Raw genomic sequence first — 22,451 nt, forward strand, 5'->3', positions numbered from 1 at the left:
TAAGCGACTCTTCAGGATCCTGCGAGCCCGGCAGGTGACACTTTTCCCGCGAGCCCGGCCGGGGCCTGCTCCAGGAGGGGGGAGCAGGGCCGCCGGGCTCGCTCTTTTGCCCGTTCTGGCCCATTCGCCGATACGATCGCGCCCCGGCGACGACAATCGCGGCGAGGAGCGATTCACGTGGACATCCATGCATACCCGACCGACGCGCACACACCGGTCGACCGGGCCGAGGCCATCCGGGTCGCGGCGACCCACCTACCCGAGATCCCCGGCACCGACCGGCACGTCGTCGAATTCGCCGACGGCTTCGCCGTTTTCGCCGTCCGCCCGCAGCACGCGCCCCCCGACCGCCCGCTCCCGGTGGGCGGCTCGGTCCACGTCGTCGACAAGACCACCGGCGCCATCTCCCGCTGGCCCACCTACCCGGTCTCGGCCATCGAACACCGCTACACCGCCGACCGCGTGATCGTCGAAGATTCCTGGCCCGACGAGGACGACTGAGCTACCCGCCGGCGAGTCGTTCGCCGACCGGCGGTTTTCGCGGGCGTTGGCCATCGGTCGGCTGCCCGTGCACTGCTTCCCTCCGGCGGTCACACGATTCGGTCGTCCGCCCTGTCGAGGTAGGCGCGGAGACGTTCGCGGTCACCGTCCGTCGCGGGAAGTTGTGCGACGAGTAGCAGTTCCGGGTTCTCGACCAGCCGCAACTGGAACAGTTCGAGGTCGATTCGTCCCGCCTCGGGGTGGTCTATGCCGATGACGGCGGGCTGGAAGTCCTGGACCGGATACTCCGACCACCAGGCGCGGAACTCCGCGCTGGCAGTGGACAACTCGGTCACCACACAAGTCAGCCGCGCATCGCCGGGATCGTTGCCGAGCAGCACCCGGAACTGGCTCAGGATGGCCCGTGCGGCGGCTTCCCAGCCGCGCATCATGGCGCGGTTGCGCTCGTCGGTGAACATCCACCACAGCAGATTCCGGTGCTCGGGTGCGAGGGCGGACGGGTCGGCGCGGATCCGGCTGAACGCGCTGTTCCAGACGACGAAGTCCAGGCAGGCGTCGTGCACCACGGCGGGGGCCGGGTGCAGCTCGTCGACCAACCGCTGGCAGCGCGCGCGCTCGTCGCCGGTCCGCGGCGTCACCACCGGGTCGGCGAGCCCCGCGAGCCGGCGTAACTGCCGGTGCTGCACGGGTTCCAGGCGCAGGGCGCGGGCCAGCGCGTCCACCACCTGCGGGCTGGCGGTGATCTTGCGGCCTTGCTCCAGCCACGTGTACCACGTGAGGCTCACCCCGGCCAGTTCGGCGACCTCTTCCCGGCGCAGGCCCGGGGTGCGCCGTCGCCCGGGGACCAGATCCGCGGGCAGACCCACGTCGGCAGGGCGCAGCCGGGAGCGGTGGGTCTTGAGGAACGTGGCCAGTTCGGCGCGGCGATTCTCGCTCATGGCGCTCCCGGTGTCTTCATGAACACAGATGTTCTGGGTAGCAGTATCGGTGCCAGGACCGGCGCGCGCAGGGCACTTACCGTCGAAGACACGAGGTGATCGCGAAAGATCATCCGGGACAAGGGAGTACGGCGATGAGCAACGACAGCGGACCGGTGCTGGTGATCGGGGCCACCGGACAGCAGGGGCGGGCGACGGCGACCGCGTTGCTCGAACAGGGCGGGCGGGTACGGGCTTTCGTGCGCGACCCGGAGTCGGCGGGCGCGCGGGCGCTGCGGAGCGAAGGCGCCGAGCTGGTGGTGGGCGATCTCGACGACCCGGGCAGCGTGAAGGCCGCGCTGGACGGCAGCGCGAGCGTGTTCCTGATGCTGACCATGATGGAAGGGGTGCACATCACCGCCGCGGGCATCGCGGCCGAGCAGCGCCGGGGCGAGCTGGTGATCGACCTGGCCCGCGACAGTGGGATCGAGCATCTGGTCTACAGCTCGCTGCGCGGCGCCGGACAGAACTCGGGCGTGGAGTACTACGCGGCCAAGGAGCATCTGGAGTCCTATCTCGCCGTGCAAGGCGTGCCCGCCACGATCCTGCGGCCGGTGTTCTTCATGGACAACTTCGCGTCCTTCAACCGGCCGGTACTCGACGACACGGGCACGCTCACGGTGAACCTCGCGGTGCGCTCGGAGATCCCGCTCTCGCTGATCTCGGTCCGCGACATCGGCGCGTTCGCGGCGCTGGCCCTGACCCACCGCGACGAATTCCTGGGCCGCACGCTGTCCATCGCCGGCGACCGGCTGACCCCGCCGCAGATCGCCCAGGTGTTCGGTGCGGCCGCCGGGCTGCCCGCCCGGAACGTGGTGGTGCCGAACGAGGCGGTGCGGGCCTTCGACGAGCAGGTGGCCAAGATGTTCGCCTTCTTCAACGAAGCGCCCGACGAAGGGGTCGACGTGTCCGCGCTGCGCGCGCTGCACCCGGGCTTGCAGGACCTGCCCACCTGGCTGCGCGCGACCGGCTGGCGGCCGTGACGGGCCGGACTTCACCACGACGGCGACGGCGGGCCTAGGCTGGAATCCGACCGGATGATCGCCCGGCCCGCGGTCGATGACCTGCGACGATCACTGCTCCGGTGGCGTACGGATCGAGGACGAATTGCATACATAGCGATGTGTGCATACGATAGCGACCGATCGAACCACAGGGAGAGGTGAACGCGATGGGCGCAGGACACGGCCACGACCACAAGGTGTCGGCCGACAGCGATCGGCGGTGGCTGGCCGGAGCGCTGGCGGTGATCGTCACGTTCCTGATCGGCGAGGTGATCGTCGGCATCGTCGCCGATTCGCTGGCCCTGCTGTCCGACGCGGCGCACATGACCACCGACGCGGCCTCCATCGTGCTGGCGCTGATGGCGATCCGGCTCGCGGCGCGCCCCGCCAGCGGCCGGATGACCTTCGGCTGGAAGCGGGTGGAGATCCTGTCGGCCCAGGCCAACGGCCTGACACTGCTCCTGCTGGCCCTGTGGCTGGGGTACGAGGCGATCCGCAGGCTGTTCGAGCCGCCGGAGGTGCACGGCACGCTGGTCCTGGTCACCGCGCTGATCGGCATCGTGGTGAACGTGCTGGCCACCTGGATGATCAGCCGCGCCGACCGCACCAGCCTCAATGTCGAGGGCGCCTACCAGCACATCCTCAACGACCTGTTCGCCTTCATCGCCACGGCGGCGGCGGGTCTGATCATCATCCTGACCGGCTGGGTGCAGGCCGACGTGATCGCCACGCTGATCGTGGTGGTGCTGATGATCAAGGCGGGCATCGGGCTGATCCGGGCGTCGAGCCGCATCTTCCTCGAGGCGGCGCCGGACTACCTCGACCCCGAGCGGGTCGGCCGGGACATGGCCGCGCGCGAGGGCGTGACCGAGGTGCACGACCTGCACATCTGGGAGATCACCTCCGGCTCCCCCGCGCTCTCGGCGCACGTGCTCGTGCAGCCGGGCCACGATTGCCACGCGGTCCGCGAGGACATCGCGCACATGCTCGACCACGAGCACCACATCGAGCACGTCACCCTGCAGGTGGATCACGCGCGGCCCGAGGTGATCGACATCGGGACCGGCGGCACGGACAACCACTGCGCCGACTCGCACGGACCCAAGCACGTGGCGAGCGGGCAGGTCGCGAGCGGGCACACATCGCACACGCACTGACCCGCGGACGAGAGAAGGCCCCACACCTGGATCAGGTGCGGGGCCTTCTCGTCGGTCACGCTGTCAGGGCGGACCTGGTCGCTTCATCGACCGGGAGGCTGGGGTCTCAGCCGCCGAAGGAGCCGGTCCACAGGGTGTCGACCAGGCCGTGCAGTGCGGCGCCGAGGGTGTCGAAGAGGCCGTTCAGAGCGGCGCTACCGGTGTCGATGATAACGGGGATCATAGTAATTCCTCTGTTTCTCGCATAGGCCCAGCCGGAGCTGGCTTACGAATGGCCTATCGACGCGAAATCGCCGGGAGTTACGAAATTCCGGATTTCGTGACCCTCGTAACAAAGAGGTTTGAAAACCTATCACCACCTGCGGATATTCGCCGATACCTCATCTTTCTGAGGAAATTCTGAGAGCCGGATGAGAGTCATGTTGCGCGTATCCGATAAGCCCGAATTTTCGATGCCCCGAGAAATAGGGGCAGATCACGAACGAATGACGTGACATCTGGTCGCACCTATTCTCCGGCGCCCCGGATCGCCCGGCCCGCGATCATCGCCGCGACCAGGCCGAGGAAGTCCAGGTGCGCCCGCAGCGGCCCGAGGCCACGGGCGACCGAGGTGACGGTGGAGGTGCCCGACTCGACCGGCCGACCGGCGAACCGCTCGGCCAGCCAGGTCAGGACCACGGGCACGACGAGGAATTCCAGCGGCAGGTGCGAGCCGCGGCGCACCCGCAGGTACTCGACGGTGGCGCCGGCCGCACGATAGCGGTCGACGTGGGCGTCGATGTCGGCCACGGCGATCACCTCGTCGCGCACGCCCTGCACCACCAGCAGCGGGGCGGCCGGTGCCCGGGTGCCGGGTTCGATGTCGGCGAGGATGCGGCGCAGGGCCGGTTCGGCGAGCAACCCGGCCAGCCCGCCGCGCAGATGCCGGGAGACGTCACGTCGGGCGAAGCGCCACAGCAGCGCGAAGGTGGTGCGCACTTCGGCCTCGCCGAGCAGGTCGCGGAAGCGCGCGTCGACGTGGTCGTCCAGCACCGGGTCGAGCTCGGGGTAGGCGCGGCGCAGCCCCGCGACGAAGGCCGCGGGGAATCCGGCGAACCAGCCGCCGTTGAGCCGGACGAACGCCGCCGCCGGGTCACCGACCGGCGAGCCCGCCGCGGCGCCGACGATGTTCAGCTCGGGCGCGTACTCCGCCGCCAGCTCGGCGGCCCACGCCGTCGCCAGGCCGCCGCCGGAGTATCCCCACAGCGCGACGGGCGTGGCAGGCGTGAGGCCCAGCGGCAGGAAGGACAGCGCGGCCCGCACCCCGTCGAGCGCGCGGTACCCGGGCTCGCGGGCGGCGCCGAATCGTCCGCCCAACCCCTCGTGATCGGGTACCGAGACCGCCCAGCCCTGCCGCAGCGCCATGGCGACGATGGGCAGCTCCAGCGGTGCGATGGAGCCGTTCACCTTCGCCCCGTGCCGCAGCGCGTAGGACGGGAAACATTGCGGGGCAACGGCATCGATGGCGCACTGGAACGACACCAGCGGACGCGGACGCGTCGGGTCGGCGCCCCAGGGCAGCAGCACCGTGGTCACCGACACCTCCGGGGCACCGTCCAGATCGCAGGTGCGGTACAGCAGCTGCCACGCCGCGATGCGCTGGCGCACCAGCCCGAACAGGGCCAGATCCACCGCCCGCGCCCGCACCACCGTGCCCGGCGCGAGCTCGTCCAGGTCGGGCGGCGTCGCGTAGAACGGGTCGGCGGGCGGCAGCAGCGGTGCGGTGGGTTCGGGAACCCGCACCAGCGCGTCGATGATCACAGGCTGCCGCCGCCACCGAAGAACCAGGGGTTGAACGTGCATGCCACGGCGTGACCGCCTTCCGGATCGAGCGCCCGCAGCGCCAGGGAGGCGGCGCGGGGCGAGTACATCATCGTGAGATGGTCGGAAATGTCCTGCTCACAGCCGTTCTGCAGGGTGATGTTGTCGACCGTGGCGTCGGGTCCGGCCCGCAGGAAGGCCAGGTCGATGGGGTTCATCACCTCGTCGTAGCGGGAGGCCACGACGGTGTAGTCGACGCCGGGCACGGTGTCACCGGTGGCGTTGAGCGTGGTGTAGAACGGCGAGCCGATGGCCTGCTCCACATTCGAGGCGCCGATGATCGGGCGGTAGAAGCCGAGGATGTCGATGCCGGCGTTGTTGATCATGCGGCCGAGAGTGGCCAGGCCGAGCAGCGCGGTGCCGTGGTGGGTGGCGCCGAAGCTGACCAGCTTGCCGACCTTGCCCTGCCCGCCCTCGAACTTGAGGTAGTGGTTGGCGACCGTGCCGCCCTGCGAGTGGCCGACGAAGTCGACCTGCTCGGCGCCGGTCGCCGCGAGCACCCGGTCGACGAACGCCGCCACCTGCTTCGCCGAATCGGCCATCGGGCCCACCCCGTAGCGGCCGGGCAGCACCGCCCCCATTCCGCCGCCCTCGAGCAGGCCGGACTTGCCGAAGTTCAGGGTGAACACGCACATCCCGGCCTTGGCCAGGCGCGGGGACAGATAGGAGAAGGTGTCGTAGGCGTTGAGCCAGGTGCCGTGCAGCAGCACCACCGGGCGCGGGTGCGCGGCGGTGGGCTTGCAGTCCCAGCGGTTGGCGCCGGGCGGCGCGGCGTCGGGGTGCAGCAGGCCGTAGGCGAAGGCGGGCAGGTAGGCCGACATCTCCGGGCCCTCGCCGACCGCGTCGCCCGATCGGCTGCCGGACGAGCCCGAGCTGCTGCCGGAGGCGCTGCCGGTGTCGGCGATGGCGGTGGGGCGGCGGCCGTCGGGGGCCGTCGCCATGTTCGCGTCGAGGTATTCGGCCAGCGAGGCGATGGTCGGTTCCAGGGTGGGCGTCGCGGCGGTGGGCCCCGCGCCCAGAGCGGAGGCCGCGGTCAGGCCCGCGGCGATGCCGAACCCGCACAGGGTCCGGCGCAGGGAATGCGTCGTTGCAATCATTGAGTCACTTCCGTATATCCGCGCCGGCGAGCAGGCGGCTCGGACGCGCTCTGCGAATCTATGACCGGCGCCACAGTGGTGTCACTGCACGGGGAACAGAGAAAACGGACGGTCTGTTGGCGCGGGAACCAAGTTCTGTGTGAATTCGACCGTGGGCTCCCTTACCGCCCTGTTCTCGGACACAATCGGGTCATGCTCGCCGAACACCCCGTTTCCGCACCACCCGCTCTGACCACCCGCTTGCTGACGCGCTGGCCCCAGATCGCCGAACGCATGCTCGCCGAGGGGCTCGGCGCCACCGCGCCTGCCGAACTGCCGCCGGGCCACTTCACCGCCGAGGTCCTGCCCACCATCTACGCGTGCGGGCGGGCCGTGCTCGAGGCGATCGCCGCCGACCGCGAGTTCACCCAGGCCGAGGTGGCGGTGTTCGTCGGGCCGGTCGCCGAGCGGCACGCCGAGGACCGGCTGCCGCTGCCGATGCTGATCGGCGCCATCCACGGGTCGGCGCAGTCGGTGCTGGCGGAGGCGTCGGCGATGGCCGAGCCGACCGAGATGAACGACCTGATCCTGGTCGGCTCCCGGCTGCTCGAACTGCTCCGACATATCAACATGACCGTCGTGGAGACCTACACCGAGGTCGAGCAGTCGATCTACCACGCCGAACGCGAGGCGCGCCGGGAACTGTGCTCGGCGCTGGTGCGCGGGCTGCCCGCCGAGGAACTGGCCGCGCGCGCCGACACGGCGCTCGCCGACCAGTACACGGTGCTCGCGATCCACCTGAGCGAACCGCCGCGCACCGGCAGCGCCGCCAATCTGGTGACCCGGCGCCGGATCCGGGTGCTGCAGCGGGCCCTGGACGAACTCACCGGCACCACCACCCCGGCCACCTTCGACGGCTCGAACGGCATCGCCCTGCTGAGCAGCAGTTCCGAATCCGACGTCCTGGACGCGGCGCGGTTCGACGAACTGGCCGCCCGGCTCAGCGAGCAGTTCGGGGTGACGGTGTATCTGGCCGAGTTCTCCGGCATCGCCAGGGACGGCATCCCCGCCGCCGCCAAGGACGCGATCGAACTGACCGAACTGGCCCGGCTGCGCGGCAGGCCGGGCGGCTGCTACCGCCTCGACGACCTGCTGCTCGAGTACCAGCTCACCCGGCCCGGCCCCGCGCGGGAACGCTTGGCGCAGCGCGTGATTCCGCTGCTCGGCAGCCCCCACCTGATCGAGGCGCTGGAGGCGCACCTACGCCACGGCGCCGACCGCAAGACGGCCTCACGCCGCATCCACGTGCACCCCAACACCTTCACCTACCGGCTGCGCCGGATCGCCGAGCTCACCGGTCTCGACCCGGCCGACCCCACCGATTCGCGGATGCTGGCCGCCGCCCTCACCGTGCACCGGCTCGACGGGCCGCGACGGCCCGCCGAGGACCGGCAGGACTAGCGGGTCAGCCGGTCGGCGACCGCGCCGAGTCCGGCGGAGATGGCGGCGCGCTGGTCCGGCTCGAGCACGTCGACGAACACCCGGCGCACGACCTCGACGTGCCCGGGTGCCACGGCGGCGAGGGTGGCCCGGCCCGCGGCGGTGAGCACGGCGTTGACGCCGCGGACGTCGGTGTCGGCGTCGACCCGCCGGACCAGCCCGGCCTCTTCGAGCTTGCCCACCTGGTAGGTGAGGCCGCTCTTGGAGGTGTAGAGGGCGGCGGCGAGGTCGGTCATCCGCATCGTGGCCTCGGGCGCTTCGGCGAGCCGGACCAGCACCTCGTACTGGGTGTGGGTGAGGCCCTCGCCCTTCAGATGCTGGTCGACCGCACGGTCGACCAGCGCGCCCGCGGCCAGGAACCGGACCCACAACCGCATCTCCGCGGCGTCGAGCCACCTGGGTTCGTCCATGCCGCAACCCTAGTCAGCGGGACGGAATAGCTGCGCATCCGGTATCGTTCAAATTTGAACAACCGATGTTCACCGATCCGAAGGAGCCGACCGTGTCCATGCCGGTGCTCTACCTCTCGCACGGCGCCCCGCCGCTGATCGACCACGCCACCTGGCCCGCCGAGCTCGCGGCCTGGTCGGCCGAGCTGCCCCGGCCGCGGGCGATCCTCATCGTGTCCGCGCACTGGGAGTCCGCGCCGATCACCCTCGGCGCGACCGAGACCGTTCCGCTGGTCTACGACTTCAGCGGCTTCGAGTCGCGCTACTACGACGTGCGCTACCCCGCCCCCGGTGCGCCCGAACTGGCCGCCCGGGTGCGCGAACTGCTCGGCGGCGACGTCGCCGACGACCCCACCCGGGGCCTGGACCACGGCGCCTATGTGCCGCTGAGCCAGATGTACCCCGACGCCGACATCCCGGTGCTGCAACTGTCGATCCCTACACTGGATCCGCGGGACCTGATGAAGTTCGGCCGGTTGCTGGCCCCGCTGCGCGCCGAGGGCGTGCTCATCATCGGCAGCGGGTTCTTCACCCATAATCTGCGCGCGCTCACCGCCGACGACCACCACGTCCACTCGTTCACCGCCGAGTTCGACGACTGGGGCCGACGCGCCTTGGACGACCGCGACATCGACGCACTGCTCGACTTCGAGCACACCGCCCCCGCACCGCGCCTGGCCCACCCGCGCACCGAGCACTTCGCGCCGCTGTTCCTCAGCTTGGGCGCGGGCGCCGACGACCTCGACTCCCTGCGCACCGTCATCGACGGTTACTGGTTCGGGATGGCACGACGCTCGGTTCAGATCGGCTGACCGGGACACCACGGAGAGGATTCGCGATGACCACGACGACCACCCCCACCGACGCGGGCCTGCTGGTCCTGCGCCTCGGCGTCGGCGCGACCATGTTCGCGCACGGCACCCAGAAGCTGTTCAGCTGGTTCGACGGCGGCGGCCTGTCCGGCACCGAGAAGTTCTTCGCCGCGAGCGGCTATCCGAACGCGAAGGCCTTCGCCGTGATCGCCGGGCTGAGCGAGACCCTCGGCGGCCTCGGCCTGATTCTCGGCCTGCTCACGCCACTGGCCGCGGCGGCGATCCTGGGGACGATGCTCAACGCGATCGCGGTGAAATGGGGCGGGTTCTTCACGCCCAAGGGTGTGGAATACGAGATGATCCTGGCGGTCGCCGCGGGCAGCCTGGCCCTCACCGGCGCAGGCGGTTTCGCGCTCGACCGGTTCGTGCCCGGCCTGCGCGACTACAAGCTGCGGTACGGCCTGGCGGCCATCGCGCTGGCATTTGTCGCGGCCGGTGTCACATTGTTGATCCGTAATTGAAATACAACGAAAAAACCCGCTATTCGGCGTGTGCTCCGAATAGCGGGTATTTCGTTTCCCGACAAGGAAAGTCTGGAATCAGCGCGCTTTACAGGTAGGCGCTGCACACCGGCCAGGCGCCGGGACCCTGCGCGGCCAGCACGTTCTCGGCGACGCGGATCTGCTCCTCGCGGCTGGCGTTGTCGGCGGTGCCGGCACCACCGTAGGCCTCCCAGGTGCTCTGCGAGAACTGCAGACCGCCGTAGTAGCCGTTACCGGTGTTGATACCCCAGTTGCCGCTGCTCTCGCACTGCGCCACGGCGTCCCAGTTGTTCGCGGAGGCGGTCGCGGTGGTCAGACCGGCCGGAACGGCGATCATGGCGCCGGCGACAGCGGCGAAACCGAGGGCACGGGTGGTGAACTTGCGATTGAAAGACATAAGATTTCCTGCCTGCGCCCACCGACTCGGTGCTCGAAACTACCGCGTCCCTGCCCCTCAGTAATGTCGGGGATCCTCGAATCACGGGGCAGGCTTTCCGGTGTTCTGCGATTCGATTCGGCTCGGGTTGTTGTTCAAGCCGTGACCGAATGTAGCCGGAATGCCAGCCGAGATCACGCCCCGATCACGGGCGCTTCTGTAGCGACCATTGTCCAAAGGAACACTGTTCCCCGCTGGTCCGCCGTGACAAATCCGTAATGACACAACTGTCGTTATAGCACCGTAATGTGGCCGGGATCACTACGATATAGAGAGCCCGGTCACGTTTCCCACCCGGCAATTCGGGCATCGCGCCCGCGCGGTCAGCGGTATTCGGGGTTCTCGAAGCCCCAGCGGCAGCCCGCGTCCCACTCCGAACGCTGGTTGCCGTGCGCGGGCACCCCGCCCGCGTCACGCAGCATCCGGGCCAGATGCAGCAGATTCCAGGTCATGAAGGTGGTGTTGCGGTTGGTGAAGTCGTTCTCCGGGCCGCCGGAGCCCGGGTCGAGATAGGACGGGCCCGGGCCGGCCTCGCCGATCCAGCCCGCGTCGGCCTGCGGCGGAATGGTGTAGCCCAGGTGCTGCAGGCTGTAGAGGATGTTCATCGCGCAGTGCTTGACGCCGTCCTCGTTGCCGGTGATCACACAGCCGCCGACCTTGCCGTAATAGGCGTACTGACCAGCCGCGTTGAGCACGCTCGAGTTGCCGTAGAGGCGTTCGATCACCTTCTTGGTGACCGAACTGTTGTCGCCGAGCCAGATCGGCCCGGCGATGACCAGGATGTCGGCGGCCATCACCTGCTCCTGGATCCCGGGCCAGGCGTCGGTGGCCCAGCCGTGCTGGGTCATGTCCGGCCAGACGCCGGTGGCGATGTCGTGGTCGACAGCGCGCAGGTGCGCGACGCGCACCCCGTTCGCCGCCATGATCCGCGCGCTCAGCTCCACCAGGCCCTGGGTGTTGCTGGGTTCCGGCGAGCGCTTGAGCGTGCAGTTGATGAACAGTGCCGACAGGTCGTCGTAGGTCGCCATGGTCGTCCGGCCTCCTCGGGTGGGTGACGCGACGCCGGGGACGCCGCCCCCTTCGGTGTCCCTGCTCCCGGTGACGTTACGACCGCGATGTCACACCCGCGTCGCGAACACGAGACGGTGCCGCCGTCAGCGCCCGAAGTACCGCTCGAGCTCGGCCCGCACCGCCGCCCTGGCCCGGTGCAGGATGACCCGCTGATTGCCCGCGGACAGGTCGAGCAGCTCGCACACCTCGTCGGCGGCGTAACCCTCGACATCGCGCAGGGTCAGGACCGCGCGGTGCCGATCGGGCAGCGCGGCGACGGCGGCGGCGAGGCAGCGAGCCAGCTCGGCGCGTTCGGCGGCGTCCTCGGGCTCCGACCACGGCCGTGGCCCTCGCCCGATCGCCCAGTGGCCGGGATAGGGGTCGCCGGGTGGGCGGAAACGGTCCGGGTCCACGGTCGGGCCCTCGTCCTCGGGATGCAGGCTCGCGAACGGGACCGTGCGATGCTCCTTGACGCCCCGCTTCTTCGCGGTGTTCACCAGGATCCGGTAGACCCAGGTCCGGAGCGAGGATCGGCCCTCGAACCGGTCGATGCCCCGCACCACCGCCAGCCACGCCTCCTGCACGACCTCCTCGGCAGAGGCGTCGGTGGAGACGAACGAGCGGGCCAGGCGCAGCATCGACCCGGACCAGGCGTCGACGACCAGGGCGAACGTCGCCTCGACGCCGGTGCGCAGCTCGGCGACGAGCACATCGTCCGCGGGCAGGGCGCCGTCGTGTCGCACAGGATCTCCTCGCCGTCACAGCTCGCGTCGCTGGCAGCACAGTACCGCCGGGCGCGCCTGTAACGCGCGGGACCGGTCCGGGAACGGAACGCGCATGGGAGAGAAGGAGAACACCATGGCGCAACGTCGTCTCCGCCGGACCGTCCTCGGCGCGCTCGCGATCGGGCTCGTCGCCGCGCTGGCCGTCGGGCTGTATCTGTTCCAGCCGTGGCGGCTGTTCACCACGACCACCGTCGACGAAGCCCCGATCGTCGCGGCGGGTGGCGCGCCGGTGACGGTGCTGGCGACCGGCACCTTCCGCTCACACGAGCACGACACCAGCGGAACCGCGCAGCTGCAGCGCACACCGGAGGGCACCCTGGTGCTGCGCATCACCGATCTGCGCACCTCCGACGGGCCGGCACTACGGGTGTGGCTCACCGATCAACCGGTGACCGACGACTGGCACAACTTCGACGACGGCGAGCACGTCGACCTGGGCGCGCTCAAGGGCAACGAGGGCAATCAGAACTACGAGCTGCCCGCGGGCACCGACCCGGCCGACCTGACCTCGGTGAGCATCTGGTGCGCCCGGTTCCACGTCTCGTTCGGCGCGGCGACGCTGACGCCCGCGACCTGAGGTTCTCAGCCGGGTCGATGCCAGTCGCGGAAGGCCGCGAGCAAGGTGTCGCGGACCGGCGCGGAGAGCTGCTCGGCTTCGAGGGTGCCGAGGTCGCGGGTGGTGCGGCGGATCTGGTCGAGGTAGACCTCGCAGCCGTCGCACTCGGCGATATGGGCGAGGAAGCGGGCCTCGGTCGGCCCGTCGAGGGCGCCGTCGAGGAAGCGGGTGACCAGCTCGACGAACTCGTCGCAGTCCATGGCACCGGCTCCTTCCGCCTCGCTCGGCACAGCATAATCACTCGTTCAGAGCCGGGGGCGGCCCCGGCGTTACAGCGGTGTCGCCGCGGTCACCTCAGGCGAGCAGCCGCTTCTCGGTGGCGACCGCGACCGCCGCGGCCCTGGTGTCGACGCCGAGCTTGTCGTAGATCCGGCCCAGGTGGGTCTTCACCGTGGCCTCGCTGATGTGCAGGGCGCGGGCGATCTCCCGGTTGCCCAGGCCCTGGGCGAGCTGGCCGAGGATGTCGCGTTCGCGGGCGGTGAGGGTGGGTCCGGGATTGCGCATCTTGGCCATCACCTTCGCCGCGACCGGCGCCGACAGCGCGGTCTGCCCGCTCGCGGCGGCGTGGATGGCGGCGAACAGTTCTTCCGGACGTTCGGCCTTGAGCAGATAGCCCGTGGCGCCGGCCTCGATGGCGCGGGTGATGTCGGCGTCGGTGTCGTAGGTGGTGAGCACCAGGACGTGCGGGGTGGGCGCGGGCTGCGCGGTGATCCGGCGCGTCGCCTCGACACCGTCCATGTCGGCGCCCAGCTGCAGGTCCATCAGCACCACATCGGGCCGCAGGCTCGCGGCCAGCGCCACGGCGGCGGGACCGTCGGCGGCTTCCCCGATGACCTCGATATCGGGCGCGCTGGACAGCAGCGCGCGCAGTCCGGCACGCACGACCGCGTGATCGTCGCAGATCAACAGGCGCACGGCGGGATTCACAAGTGCCGATGCTAGCGCGCGCCACCTGACCGATCAGCGTTCCCCATTGCGCACAGTGTTCGGTAGCCGTACAGTGTTCGACATGACGAACATCGTGCTCGCCCCGCGGAGCGAGCGGCAGGCGGGCAGCGCGCCCGGCCCGATCACCGCGTTCGCGCGGTTCGTGGCATGCGGTGGCGGACTCGGGCTGGCCTCGAGCCTGGCCGTCGCCCAGCTCGCGGGCCTGCTGCCCTGGGTGCTCGCCAACGCGGTGGTCACGATCGTCTCCACCCTGCTCGGCACCGTCGCGCACGCGCTGATCACCTTCGGCGGACACACCCTGCCGGGTTGGCGCGAGCATCTGCAGTCGGCCGGTTCGGCCGCGGTCGCCTACGCGGCGACCAGCGTCGCCATGCTCGCGTTGTTCTCGATCGAACCGGCGCCGGACGCGCTCACCGAGCAGATCGTCTACCTGTCCGCCTCGGCCATGGCCGGCCTCGCCCGCTTCCTCGTCCTCCGGATGGTCGTCTTCGCGCCGGCGACGAGCGCCGACACCACGGATTCGGCACTGGCTCCTACGAGCCCGGTCAGCATCCGATGGACCCTCGGCATACGAAATGCCTCCGGTTCCCCGCAGCAGATGCTCACGACGAGGCCGCGGGCTCAGGCCGGCGTGCGCTCCACGACGGCCCGGTTCGCACTCGCACCGTGGCTACCCGTGGCCGTGTAGGAATTCAGCTCATCGCCAGCGGGACGGCGACCGACAGGACCGTGCCGTCGCCGGGCGCCGATTCGATCGTCCAGGTCCCGCCCAGCTGACGCACCCGCGCCCGGATGGCGGGCAGGCCGTGGCCGCGGTGCTCGGCGGGGTCGTCGAGGTCGTCGGGGTCGAAACCGCGGCCGTCGTCGGCGACGTCGAGGACGATCTGGTCGTCGAGGCTGGTCAGGGTGATGGTCGCGGTCGTCGCCGCCGCGTGCTCGCGCACATTGGCGAGCGCGCCCTGGGCGACGCGCAGCAGGGTGGCCTCCACCCGCTGCGGCAGCGGACCGGGGGTGCCTTCCAGATGGCAGCGCACCGTCAGCGTGTCGGTGGTCTCGCGCGCCGCGAGGGCGGTGAGCGCGGCGGCCAGCGACCCGCCCGCGGCGAGGTCGGCGGGGGCCAGGTCGTGGACGAAGCGGCGCGCCTCGGCGAGGTCGCGTTCGGCGATCTCGGCGGCGGCGCGCAGGTGGGTGCGGGCCAGGGCGGGATCGGTGTCCCACACCAGGTCCGCCGCCTGCAGCAGCATCCGCTGACTCGACAACCCCTGCGCGAGCGTGTCGTGGATCTCCATGGCGAGGCGCTCGCGTTCGGCGAGCGTGCCCTCGCGGCGTTCGGTCTCGGCCAGCTCCTGCCGGGTGCGGACGAGGTCGTCGATGAGCGCGGCCTGGTGTTCGGTCTGGCGGCGCATACCGACGAACAGCACGGTGGTCACGGCCGCGACCGCGGGCGGGGCGAGCACCAGATTCGGGTCGAGCCAGCCCGCGATCCGCACCTGGCTGAACACCACCAGCGCGGTCAGCGCGCAGACCAGCGTCACCGCGACGCGCACCGAGAGAATCCGTAAACCGGTGTACACCAGCGGAACCGCGCACCAGGCGAAACTCGGCGCCAGCACCACCAGCACCGCCCAGGCCGCCACCAGCAGCGCGAACCACATCACCCGGTTCGAGTGCCGCAGTTCGCTCATGGCGTACAACACCGCCAGCAGCAGGGCGAGGGCGACGACCAGCGGGGTCGAGCGGGTCTCCGAATGCCGGATCAGCCAGCGCATCAGCGACGCGGCGAGCAGCACGTAGAACGCGCTGTACACGATGACGGTGAGCAGCCGCGTATCGTCGCCGCGGTCACCGAGCGTGCTCCGCATCGCCACTCCTCTCGTCACCGGCCGGGCAAACTCCCCCATTCTCCCCCGCGGCGCGCCGGGTTCGGGTCATCCGATCGGTCGACCCCGGTGTCGCCCGTTCCGGCCGCGCAAGTGCAGCCGGTTCGCCGATCCGCGCGGGCCGCCGGGCGAACAGGATGGATATCACCAGGCCACGGCAGTTCGCCGGACGGCCGAGAATCCGATCAGGAGCAGCCATGAGCACCCCGTTCAGCACCCGCAACCGTCTCATCGTCGCCGGCGCCTCGGCCGCCGTCGTCGCCGCCGGTGTCGTCGGCGTGGTGACCGTGCAGGCGCAGAACCCGGACCCGGCCACCCGCACCCCGGTGGTCGCCGACGCCGCCGACGCCAACCTGACCCAGAGCACCCACCTCTCGATCGCGGCCGCCACCAAGGCCGCGCAGACCGCGCTCGACGCCGCGGCCAAGGAGAACCAGCGGGTGAGCGTGGCGGTCGTCGACCGCAACGGCAATGTCATCGTGACGCTGCGTGGCGACGGCGCGGGCCCGCAGTCCTACGACGCCGCTCAGCAGAAGGCCTTCACCGCCGTGTCCTGGAACGCGCCCACCACCGAACTGGGCAAGCGGCTCGAGTCGGCCCCGCACCTGGCCGACATCGACGGCACCCTGTTCCTCGGCGGTGGCGCCCCGGTCAAGGCCAACGGCGCCCCGATCGCCGGCATCGGCGTGGCCGGCGCCCCCAGCGGCGATCTGGACGAGAAGTTCGCCCAGGCCGGCGTCGCCGCGATCGGCAAGTAGCACCCATCTCGCACGGCCCGATGACCACCCGGTCATCGGGCCGTCGGCGTCTATCCGGAAGACGCCTTTTCGCCGTTGTCATACCCCCTGGGGTATCTTGGTTCGAGTTGGATACCCCCAGGGGTATCACCGATCGGTGAACGCAGAGGTGGAACAGTGACGGAAACGATGACCCGCGCGCGGACGCCGCGCCCGACCGGCGGGCCGATGGCCCGGCTCGGCACCACGATGGCCGATCGCGCCCGCTGGGTGTTCGGCGCCTGGCTGATCGCCCTGATCGCCCTGGGCGCGGCCGCGCCGAGCGTGTTCAGCTCGCTGGCCGGAGCCGGCTGGCAGGCGAACGGCTCGGAGTCGGTCCAGGTGCGCGAGCTGGCCCAGCAGCACTTCGGCGGCAACTCGTCAGCCGCGGTGCAGGTGGTGGTGCACGCCGAGACCGCCACCGTCGACAGCCCCGCGGTCGCGGCGGTGCTCGACGCGGTCACCGCGCAGCTGTCCGGCGACGCCCGCTTCGGCGAGATCATCGCGCCCCGGCCGGGCATGACGGTCAGCCCCGACGGCCACACCGGCATCCTCGTCGCGGGCGCCGCGGCCGCCCCCGACGACATGGTCCGCGCCGTCGACGACCACAAGCAGGCGCTGACCGCGTTGTCCGGCAACGGGATCGAGGTGTATCCGACCGGCGCCTCGGCCCTGTGGAGCGATTTCAACAAGGCCAATCACGACGCGATGATCAAGGCCGAACTGTTCAGCTGGCCGGTCACGCTGGCGATCATGGTGCTCGCGTTCGGGTCGCTGGTCGCCGCCGGACTGCCGCTGCTGCTGACCGTGGCCGGGCTGGTGGCCTCGGCGGGCGGGCTGGTGCTGCTGAACCAGGTCACCCCGATCTCGGTGTGGGCCATGAACTTCGCGATGATGTTCGCCCTGGCGCTCGGCATCGACTACGCCCTGTTCCTGGTCGCCCGCTTCCGTGAGGCGCTGGCGAAGACCGGCGACGCGCGCTCGGCCGTGGCCGAAACCATGGACACCGCGGGCAAAGCCGTGGTGCTCTCGGGGCTGACCGTGCTGGTGAGCCTGTCGGCGGTGCTGCTGGTGCCCGCGCCCGCGGTGCGCACCATGGCGGTCGGCATCATGCTCGCGGTGGTGTTCGTCCTCGCGGCGACCACCACGCTGCTGCCCGCCGCGCTGGGCAAGCTCGGCCATCGCGTCGACGGCGGCGCGCTCCCGTTCGTCACCCGCGGCAGACCGTCGCTGTTCGCGCGGTGGGGCGCGGTGCTGCACGCCCGTCCCTGGCCGTTCGCGGCCGCGGGGCTGGCGGTGCTGATCGGGTTGGCGATTCCCGTGTTCGGGCTGAAGGTCGCGATGCCCTCGATCGAGGTCGTGCCCGCCGACGCGGCGGTGCGTCAGGGCTACGAGCTGGTGCAACGCCAGCTCGGCGTCGGCGCGCCGGGCGCGTTGCAGATCGTCGTGCCGGCCGCCGACGCCGCCGAGACCGCCCGGATCGCGGCGGCCACCGACGGCATCGCGCTGCTCACCCCCGCCCAGCCCGGCGGCGGTGGCCTGGTGCTCATGCAGGCCCTGCCCGAGGTCGACCCCTCCGACGCCCGGATGGCGGCGATCCTCGATCGCCTCCGCGCCGACCTGCCCGGCTCGGCGCTGGTCGGTGGCGCGCCCGCGGAGAACCTGGACCTGCAAGAGGCGCTGAACGACTATCTGCCGATCATCGTCGCGGTCGTGCTCGTCCTCGGCTTCCTGCTGTTGCTGGTGGCGTTGCGCGCGCCGCTCATCGCCGCGCTCGGCACGCTGGTCAGTCTGCTGTCCACGGCGGCGGCCTTCGGGGTGGCGACGCTGATCTTCCAGGACGGTCACGGCGCTGGCCTGCTCGGCTTCACCCCGCAGGGCTTCCTGGACGGCTGGGGTCCGGTGTTCTTCTTCGCCATGATCTTCGCGATCGCGATGGACTACACCGTGTTCCTGCTGGCCACCGCGAAGGAACACTACGAACGCACCGGCGATCCGAAGTCCGCGCTGGTCGACGGCCTGGCCCATTCCGGGCGGGTGATCTTCGCCGCCGCGGCGGTGATGGTCGCGGTGTTCTTCACCTTCGCCCTGGCCGAGCCGCTGCCGCCCAAGGAGATGGGCATCATCCTCGGCGTCGCGGTCCTGCTCGACGCCCTCGTGGTGCGCCTGGTACTGCTGCCCGTCCTGCTGCGGCTGACCGGGCATGCCGCCTGGTGGTCGCCACGGTGGCTGCGCCGGATCCTGCCCGCGGTGAACTTCTCGCACCACTGATCACCGCCCCCTACCCAGATACCCCATAGGGTATTCTGGGTAGGGGGCGGATCGAGGAGGAGACACAGATGGTCGGCGACGAGAACAGCACCGCGGCGGTCCTCAACCGGTTGCGCCGGGCGCACGGACAGCTCGCGGGTGTGATCGCCATGGTCGAGCAGGGACGCGACTGCAAGGACGTGGTCACCCAGCTCGCCGCGGTCTCGCGAGCCCTGGACCGGGCCGGTTTCAAGATCGTCGCGACCGGCCTGCGGGAATGCCTGACCGATCCCGACGGCGAGCGTGGCGACCCGATGACCGTCGACGAACTGGAGAAACTCTTCCTCTCCCTGGCCTGAAACCCTTACTCCCCGAGGAGGACCCCATGACCGACCTGGCTCTGTCCACCACCCTGACCACCGATTTCGACGACGCCGTCGACCGCACCAAGGCCGCGCTCGCGGCCCAGGGCTTCGGCATCCTCACCGAGATCGACATGCGGGCCACCCTGCAGGCCAAACTCGGGCACGAGATGGAGGACTACCGCATCCTCGGCGCCTGCAATCCCCCGCTCGCGCACCGCGCGGTGGAGGTCGACCGGCAGATCGGCCTGCTGCTGCCGTGCAATGTGGTCGTCCGCCGCTCCCGCGACAATGCCGCCGATGTCGTCGTCGAGGCGATGAACCCGCAGCTGATGGTGCAGGTCACCGCCGAACCGGCGCTGCAGCCGGTGGCCGCCGAGGCCACCACCAAACTGCGTGCCGCCATCGACTCCCTGCACTGAGTCACTCCTCGCGCCGGGCCTTCGCGCGACGTTTGCCCTCGTGCATGGCCTGCACCCGGGCTACCGGGATGGTGTGCCCCTCGGCGACAAGGTCTTCCGGAAGTCGCTGCGGGGCGGGCATTTCCGATGCCCACGGATCGGTGTCGCCGAGCAGGGCCGGGACGGTGCGCAGGGTGAAGTCGGCGGGGGTCACGTCGTCCAGATCGGCCCAGCGCAGCGGGTAGGAGACGGTGCAGCCGGGGCGGATGCGGGGGCTGTACGCGGCCGCGACGGTGGCGCCGCCGGATCGGGTGGCGTCGAGGAACACCTTGCCCTCGCGGTCTTCCCGGATGAACGCGGTGGTGCCGACGCCGGGATCGAGGCGTTCGGCGCGCGCCGCCACCGCCCGGGTGGCCGCGGCGGCGTCCTCGACATCGATACCGGGGACCACCGGGACGAAGACGTGTAACCCCTTGGAACCACTGGTTTTCACCGCACCCGCCAGACCGTCGGCGGCCAGCGCGTCCCGGATCAGCCGGGCGCCTGCCACCGCGTCGGCGAAGGTCTGCCCCGGCGACGGGTCCAGGTCGAGCACGAGGTGTGTCGGCTCCGGCACGCTGTCGGCGAGGAACAGCGTGGCGTGATACTCGACCGCCCGCTGATTACCGAACCACAGCAGCGTGCGCACATCGTCGCAGAGCGCGTAGGTGATCTGCCGCCGCGAACTCTCCGCCCACACCGTCGTCCGCGACACCCACTCGGGCGTGTACTTGGGCAGATTCTTCTGCATGAACGGCTCCTGACCGGGCCGCACCCGCACCACCGACAGCGGCCGCCCCCGCAGCACGCGCACGAACCGCTCCCCCAGGAACTCCAGGTAGCCGACCAGATCTCCCTTGGTCGCCTCGGCGCCGTCGAACAACGGCTGATCGAGATTCGACATCTCGACCCCACCCCGCACCTCTTTACCCGCCATGCCCCCACCCTCCCCCCACCCACCGACAAGTTCAAGATGAAGCCGGGTCCCGGGCCGTGGACCAGCTGTTTTGGTCGATTGCCCGGTGGTGGGCTATCGTATGTTCCGCGCGGTTCACGCAGGTGAGCTGTGGTTCTGGCCCCGTCGTCTAGCGGCCTAGGACGCCGCCCTCTCAAGGCGGTAGCGCGGGTTCAAATCCCGTCGGGGCTACAACGAACTCCCCGGTCATTGCGACCGGGGAGTTTTTTTGTGCCCCCGATGCGACAGATTGACAGATGTTGCATGGTCAATACACTGAGGGAAATGTTGCAGCAGGAGGTGGCGTGAGCGAGCAGACCGCATTGGGACAGCGTCTCGACGACCTCGCCGCCCGGCCCGACGCGATCACCGCGTTCAAGGCCGCGCGCTCCGGTTTCCTGGCCGGCCGCAGGCTGGAGATGAAGGAGCTCGCCGACGAACTCGGCGTCAACCGGGCCACCCTGTTCCGCTGGGTCGGCGGCCGCGACGAGCTGCTGGCCGAGGTGATCTGGTCGGTCGCCGACCCCACCCTGCGCCGCGCCACCGCCGCCGCCACCAGCACCGGCGCCCGCCGGATCGCCACCGTGCTCGGCGACTTCGCCCAGGCCGTCAACGACTCCGACGCGTTCCGCCAGTTCCTGCGCCGCGAACCCGAACGCGCGCTGCGCCTGCTCACCACCACCGCGGGTTCGGTGCAGCGGCGCTTCGTCGCCGTCATCGCCGCCCTGCTCACCGAGGCGATCTCGGCGGGCGAACTCGATCCGCCGCTGCCGGTGCCGGAACTGGCACTGCTGCTGGCGCGGATCACCGAGACCTTCATCTACGCCGACGTGATCAGCGGCGAGGAACCCGACGCGGCCAAGGTCGTACAGGCGTCGCTGGTTCTGCTGGGCGAACGGCCCGAACAGTAGGAAGCGAAAGGAAACCCATGCAGCGCACCATCTACTCCGAGGACCACGAGGCCTTCCGCGCGTCGGTCGCCGAATTCGTCAAGCGCTCGATCGAGCCCAACGCCGAACGCTTCGCCGAGGAACGCGCCATCGACCGCGAGACCTGGCTCGCCGCAGGCGAACTCGGCTACCTCGGACTGGGTGTGCCGGAGGAGTTCGGTGGCAGCGACGCGGGCGACTACCGCTTCGCCGCCGTCCTCGGTGAGGAACTGGCCAAGGCGAGCGCGGCGCTGTCGTCCTCCTTCGGCATCCACTACGATGTGTGCGCGCCCTACCTGGTGGAACTGACCACCGACGAGCAGAAGCGGCGCTGGCTACCCAAGTTCTGCACCGGCGAGATCGTCACCGCCATCGGCATGACCGAGCCCTCCGGCGGCTCCGACCTGGCCGCGCTCAAGACCACCGCGGTCCGCGACGGCGACGACTGGATCGTCAACGGCTCCAAGACCTTCATCACCAACGGCTTCAACGCCGACCTGGTGATCGTGGCGGCCCGCACCAGCCCGGAGAAGAAGGCCAAGGGCATCACGCTGTTCGCGGTGGAGAACGGCATGGAGGGCTTCACCCGCGGCCGCAAGCTCGACAAGGTCGGCCAGCCCGAATCCGACACCGCCGAACTGTTCTTCGACAACGTCCGGGTGCCCGACGCCAACCGGATCGGCGAGGTCGACCGGGGCTTCATCGCGATGATGGAGCGACTGCCGCAGGAGCGCATCGGCGCCGCGATCTCCAATATCGCCCACGCCGCGGCGATCCTGGACGAGACGCTGGCCTACGCCAAGGAGCGCAAGGCCTTCGGCCAGCAGATCGGCAGTTTCCAGTACAACAAGTTCCTCTTCGCCGAGCTGGTCACCAAGGTCGAGGTGACACAGGCGTTCGTCGACCAGGGCATCGCCGCGCACGCCGCGGGCACCCTGTCCGCAGTCGACGCGGCCAAGGCCAAGTGGTGGTCGGCGCAGGTGCAGAACGAGGTGCTCGACGCCTGCGTGCAGCTGCACGGCGGCTACGGCTACATGCGCGAATACCGGGTCGCCCGGGCATGGATGGACGCGCGCGTCACCAAGATCTGGGCCGGTTCCAACGAGATCATGAAGGAACTCATCGGCCGCGACCTCGGCCTGTAGG

The 22,451-nt window shown here is 70.2% G+C and carries 24 protein-coding genes, 1 tRNA gene and 1 pseudogene; 15 read left to right on the forward strand and 11 right to left on the reverse strand.

Annotated features, from left to right (window positions below; translation table 11 throughout):
* Positions 1–177: 177 nt before the first annotated feature.
* Positions 178–501, forward strand: a complete 324-nt coding sequence (locus tag EL493_RS27870; protein ID WP_019048468.1) for a hypothetical protein — start codon at positions 178–180, stop codon at positions 499–501.
* Positions 502–590: 89 nt separating this feature from the next.
* On the opposite strand, the gene EL493_RS27875 is transcribed toward EL493_RS27870, so the two are convergent.
* On the reverse strand, positions 591–1,439 hold the full coding sequence (locus EL493_RS27875) for a helix-turn-helix transcriptional regulator (protein WP_019048469.1): 849 nt from the start codon (positions 1,437–1,439) through the stop codon (positions 591–593).
* A 134-nt stretch (positions 1,440–1,573) separates the two neighbouring features.
* Between EL493_RS27875 and EL493_RS27880 the strand changes: the two genes are divergently transcribed.
* Together EL493_RS27880 and EL493_RS27885 are read left to right on the forward strand one after the other, a co-directional pair.
* Positions 1,574–2,461, forward strand: a complete 888-nt coding sequence (locus tag EL493_RS27880; protein WP_019048470.1) for an NmrA/HSCARG family protein — start codon at positions 1,574–1,576, stop codon at positions 2,459–2,461.
* A 188-nt stretch (positions 2,462–2,649) separates the two neighbouring features.
* Complete coding sequence (locus EL493_RS27885; protein WP_022565493.1) at positions 2,650–3,639, forward strand: cation diffusion facilitator family transporter; 990 nt, start codon at positions 2,650–2,652, stop codon at positions 3,637–3,639.
* Positions 3,640–4,146: 507 nt separating this feature from the next.
* Here EL493_RS27885 and EL493_RS27890 read toward each other — a convergent pair.
* Both EL493_RS27890 and EL493_RS27895 read right to left on the reverse strand, forming a co-directional pair.
* A complete protein-coding gene (locus EL493_RS27890) occupies positions 4,147–5,439 on the reverse strand; it encodes a lipase family protein (RefSeq protein WP_019048473.1) in 1,293 nt (430 codons plus the stop codon).
* On the reverse strand, positions 5,436–6,596 hold the full coding sequence (locus EL493_RS27895; protein WP_019048474.1) for an esterase/lipase family protein: 1,161 nt from the start codon (positions 6,594–6,596) through the stop codon (positions 5,436–5,438). Before EL493_RS27895 ends, EL493_RS27890 begins: the two co-directional genes overlap by 4 nt.
* Before the next feature lie 192 nt (positions 6,597–6,788).
* Between EL493_RS27895 and EL493_RS27900 the strand changes: the two genes are divergently transcribed.
* On the forward strand, positions 6,789–8,036 hold the full coding sequence (locus EL493_RS27900) for a PucR family transcriptional regulator (protein ID WP_019048475.1): 1,248 nt from the start codon (positions 6,789–6,791) through the stop codon (positions 8,034–8,036).
* Here the strand turns inward: EL493_RS27900 and EL493_RS27905 are convergent.
* The gene (locus tag EL493_RS27905; RefSeq protein ID WP_019048476.1) at positions 8,033–8,485 is read right to left on the reverse strand and encodes a MarR family winged helix-turn-helix transcriptional regulator; all 453 of its coding nucleotides are present in this window, start codon (positions 8,483–8,485) and stop codon (positions 8,033–8,035) included. The genes EL493_RS27900 and EL493_RS27905 overlap by 4 nt on opposite strands.
* A 98-nt stretch (positions 8,486–8,583) precedes the next feature.
* Between EL493_RS27905 and EL493_RS27910 the strand changes: the two genes are divergently transcribed.
* A complete protein-coding gene (locus EL493_RS27910) occupies positions 8,584–9,336 on the forward strand; it encodes a dioxygenase family protein (protein WP_036836566.1) in 753 nt (250 codons plus the stop codon).
* 26 nt (positions 9,337–9,362) lie between these two features.
* The gene (locus EL493_RS27915; protein WP_019048478.1) at positions 9,363–9,857 is read left to right on the forward strand and encodes a DoxX family protein; all 495 of its coding nucleotides are present in this window, start codon (positions 9,363–9,365) and stop codon (positions 9,855–9,857) included.
* Positions 9,858–9,948: 91 nt separating this feature from the next.
* Here EL493_RS27915 and EL493_RS27920 read toward each other — a convergent pair.
* The 3 genes and pseudogenes from EL493_RS27920 to EL493_RS27930 form a co-directional block, all read right to left on the reverse strand.
* Positions 9,949–10,275 (reverse strand): annotated as a pseudogene (locus EL493_RS27920) (transglycosylase family protein); the annotation flags it as partial.
* Positions 10,276–10,637: 362 nt separating this feature from the next.
* The gene (locus tag EL493_RS27925; protein ID WP_019048480.1) at positions 10,638–11,342 is read right to left on the reverse strand and encodes a flavodoxin family protein; all 705 of its coding nucleotides are present in this window, start codon (positions 11,340–11,342) and stop codon (positions 10,638–10,640) included.
* 126 nt (positions 11,343–11,468) lie between these two features.
* Positions 11,469–12,107 carry an RNA polymerase sigma factor gene (locus EL493_RS27930; RefSeq protein ID WP_019048481.1) on the reverse strand — a complete coding sequence of 213 codons (639 nt, stop codon included), beginning with the start codon at positions 12,105–12,107 and terminating at the stop codon, positions 11,469–11,471.
* A gap of 94 nt (positions 12,108–12,201) precedes the next feature.
* Here EL493_RS27930 and EL493_RS27935 point away from each other — a divergent pair, with 94 nt between their 5' ends.
* Complete coding sequence (locus tag EL493_RS27935; protein WP_019048482.1) at positions 12,202–12,726, forward strand: DM13 domain-containing protein; 525 nt, start codon at positions 12,202–12,204, stop codon at positions 12,724–12,726.
* Positions 12,727–12,731: 5 nt separating this feature from the next.
* Here EL493_RS27935 and EL493_RS27940 read toward each other — a convergent pair whose 3' ends face one another.
* Positions 12,732–12,965, reverse strand: a complete 234-nt coding sequence (locus EL493_RS27940; RefSeq protein ID WP_019048483.1) for an anti-sigma factor family protein — start codon at positions 12,963–12,965, stop codon at positions 12,732–12,734.
* Between the two features lie 94 nt (positions 12,966–13,059).
* Positions 13,060–13,692 (reverse strand): response regulator, encoded by a 633-nt coding sequence (locus EL493_RS27945; RefSeq protein ID WP_019048484.1) that lies wholly within the window; start codon positions 13,690–13,692, stop codon positions 13,060–13,062.
* Positions 13,693–13,774: 82 nt separating this feature from the next.
* Here EL493_RS27945 and EL493_RS27950 point away from each other — a divergent pair, with 82 nt between their 5' ends.
* Positions 13,775–14,401, forward strand: a complete 627-nt coding sequence (locus EL493_RS27950) for a GtrA domain-containing protein (RefSeq protein WP_174435966.1) — start codon at positions 13,775–13,777, stop codon at positions 14,399–14,401.
* Between the two features lie 4 nt (positions 14,402–14,405).
* On the opposite strand, the gene EL493_RS27955 is transcribed toward EL493_RS27950, so the two are convergent.
* A complete protein-coding gene (locus tag EL493_RS27955) occupies positions 14,406–15,575 on the reverse strand; it encodes a sensor histidine kinase (RefSeq protein WP_019048486.1) in 1,170 nt (389 codons plus the stop codon).
* A 215-nt stretch (positions 15,576–15,790) separates the two neighbouring features.
* Here EL493_RS27955 and EL493_RS27960 point away from each other — a divergent pair, with 215 nt between their 5' ends.
* From EL493_RS27960 to EL493_RS27975, 4 genes are all read left to right on the forward strand, one after another.
* Positions 15,791–16,351, forward strand: coding sequence for a GlcG/HbpS family heme-binding protein (locus tag EL493_RS27960; protein ID WP_019048487.1), 561 nt, complete (start codon positions 15,791–15,793; stop codon positions 16,349–16,351).
* A 168-nt stretch (positions 16,352–16,519) separates the two neighbouring features.
* The gene (locus EL493_RS27965) at positions 16,520–18,640 is read left to right on the forward strand and encodes an MMPL family transporter (RefSeq protein WP_019048488.1); all 2,121 of its coding nucleotides are present in this window, start codon (positions 16,520–16,522) and stop codon (positions 18,638–18,640) included.
* Between the two features lie 68 nt (positions 18,641–18,708).
* Positions 18,709–18,978 (forward strand): metal-sensitive transcriptional regulator, encoded by a 270-nt coding sequence (locus EL493_RS27970; protein WP_019048489.1) that lies wholly within the window; start codon positions 18,709–18,711, stop codon positions 18,976–18,978.
* A gap of 26 nt (positions 18,979–19,004) precedes the next feature.
* A complete protein-coding gene (locus EL493_RS27975) occupies positions 19,005–19,403 on the forward strand; it encodes a DUF302 domain-containing protein (RefSeq protein ID WP_019048490.1) in 399 nt (132 codons plus the stop codon).
* Position 19,404: 1 nt separating this feature from the next.
* Here EL493_RS27975 and EL493_RS27980 read toward each other — a convergent pair whose 3' ends face one another.
* Complete coding sequence (locus EL493_RS27980) at positions 19,405–20,358, reverse strand: DNA polymerase domain-containing protein (RefSeq protein ID WP_019048491.1); 954 nt, start codon at positions 20,356–20,358, stop codon at positions 19,405–19,407.
* 137 nt (positions 20,359–20,495) lie between these two features.
* On the opposite strand from EL493_RS27980, the gene EL493_RS27985 reads away from it, so the two are divergent.
* The 3 genes from EL493_RS27985 (at position 20,496) to EL493_RS27995 (ending at position 22,450) form a co-directional block, all read left to right on the forward strand.
* Positions 20,496–20,568: transfer RNA gene (locus EL493_RS27985), tRNA-Glu, on the forward strand.
* 113 nt (positions 20,569–20,681) lie between these two features.
* Complete coding sequence (locus tag EL493_RS27990) at positions 20,682–21,287, forward strand: QsdR family transcriptional regulator (protein WP_019048492.1); 606 nt, start codon at positions 20,682–20,684, stop codon at positions 21,285–21,287.
* Between the two features lie 17 nt (positions 21,288–21,304).
* The gene (locus EL493_RS27995) at positions 21,305–22,450 is read left to right on the forward strand and encodes an acyl-CoA dehydrogenase family protein (protein ID WP_019048493.1); all 1,146 of its coding nucleotides are present in this window, start codon (positions 21,305–21,307) and stop codon (positions 22,448–22,450) included.
* Position 22,451 lies beyond the last annotated feature (1 nt).

It is taken from the genome of Nocardia asteroides, from assembly GCF_900637185.1.
Taxonomy (GTDB): domain Bacteria; phylum Actinomycetota; class Actinomycetes; order Mycobacteriales; family Mycobacteriaceae; genus Nocardia; species Nocardia asteroides.

Excerpts from the sequence above, each read along its gene's own strand:
- EL493_RS27875 (WP_019048469.1), bottom strand. The coding sequence starts at position 1,439 with ATGAGCGAGAATCGCCGCGCCGAACTGGCCACGTTCCTCAAGACCCAC.
- EL493_RS27880 (WP_019048470.1), top strand. The coding sequence starts at position 1,574 with ATGAGCAACGACAGCGGACCGGTGCTGGTGATCGGGGCCACCGGACAG.
- EL493_RS27885 (WP_022565493.1), top strand. The coding sequence starts at position 2,650 with ATGGGCGCAGGACACGGCCACGACCACAAGGTGTCGGCCGACAGCGAT.
- EL493_RS27895 (WP_019048474.1), bottom strand. The coding sequence starts at position 6,596 with ATGATTGCAACGACGCATTCCCTGCGCCGGACCCTGTGCGGGTTCGGC.
- EL493_RS27900 (WP_019048475.1), top strand. The coding sequence starts at position 6,789 with ATGCTCGCCGAACACCCCGTTTCCGCACCACCCGCTCTGACCACCCGC.
- EL493_RS27905 (WP_019048476.1), bottom strand. The coding sequence starts at position 8,485 with ATGGACGAACCCAGGTGGCTCGACGCCGCGGAGATGCGGTTGTGGGTC.
- EL493_RS27910 (WP_036836566.1), top strand. The coding sequence starts at position 8,584 with ATGCCGGTGCTCTACCTCTCGCACGGCGCCCCGCCGCTGATCGACCAC.
- EL493_RS27915 (WP_019048478.1), top strand. The coding sequence starts at position 9,363 with ATGACCACGACGACCACCCCCACCGACGCGGGCCTGCTGGTCCTGCGC.
- EL493_RS27925 (WP_019048480.1), bottom strand. The coding sequence starts at position 11,342 with ATGGCGACCTACGACGACCTGTCGGCACTGTTCATCAACTGCACGCTC.
- EL493_RS27935 (WP_019048482.1), top strand. The coding sequence starts at position 12,202 with ATGGGAGAGAAGGAGAACACCATGGCGCAACGTCGTCTCCGCCGGACC.
- EL493_RS27940 (WP_019048483.1), bottom strand. The coding sequence starts at position 12,965 with ATGGACTGCGACGAGTTCGTCGAGCTGGTCACCCGCTTCCTCGACGGC.
- EL493_RS27950 (WP_174435966.1), top strand. The coding sequence starts at position 13,775 with ATGACGAACATCGTGCTCGCCCCGCGGAGCGAGCGGCAGGCGGGCAGC.
- EL493_RS27955 (WP_019048486.1), bottom strand. The coding sequence starts at position 15,575 with ATGCGGAGCACGCTCGGTGACCGCGGCGACGATACGCGGCTGCTCACC.
- EL493_RS27960 (WP_019048487.1), top strand. The coding sequence starts at position 15,791 with ATGAGCACCCCGTTCAGCACCCGCAACCGTCTCATCGTCGCCGGCGCC.
- EL493_RS27965 (WP_019048488.1), top strand. The coding sequence starts at position 16,520 with ATGACCCGCGCGCGGACGCCGCGCCCGACCGGCGGGCCGATGGCCCGG.
- EL493_RS27970 (WP_019048489.1), top strand. The coding sequence starts at position 18,709 with ATGGTCGGCGACGAGAACAGCACCGCGGCGGTCCTCAACCGGTTGCGC.
- EL493_RS27975 (WP_019048490.1), top strand. The coding sequence starts at position 19,005 with ATGACCGACCTGGCTCTGTCCACCACCCTGACCACCGATTTCGACGAC.
- EL493_RS27980 (WP_019048491.1), bottom strand. The coding sequence starts at position 20,358 with ATGGCGGGTAAAGAGGTGCGGGGTGGGGTCGAGATGTCGAATCTCGAT.
- EL493_RS27995 (WP_019048493.1), top strand. The coding sequence starts at position 21,305 with ATGCAGCGCACCATCTACTCCGAGGACCACGAGGCCTTCCGCGCGTCG.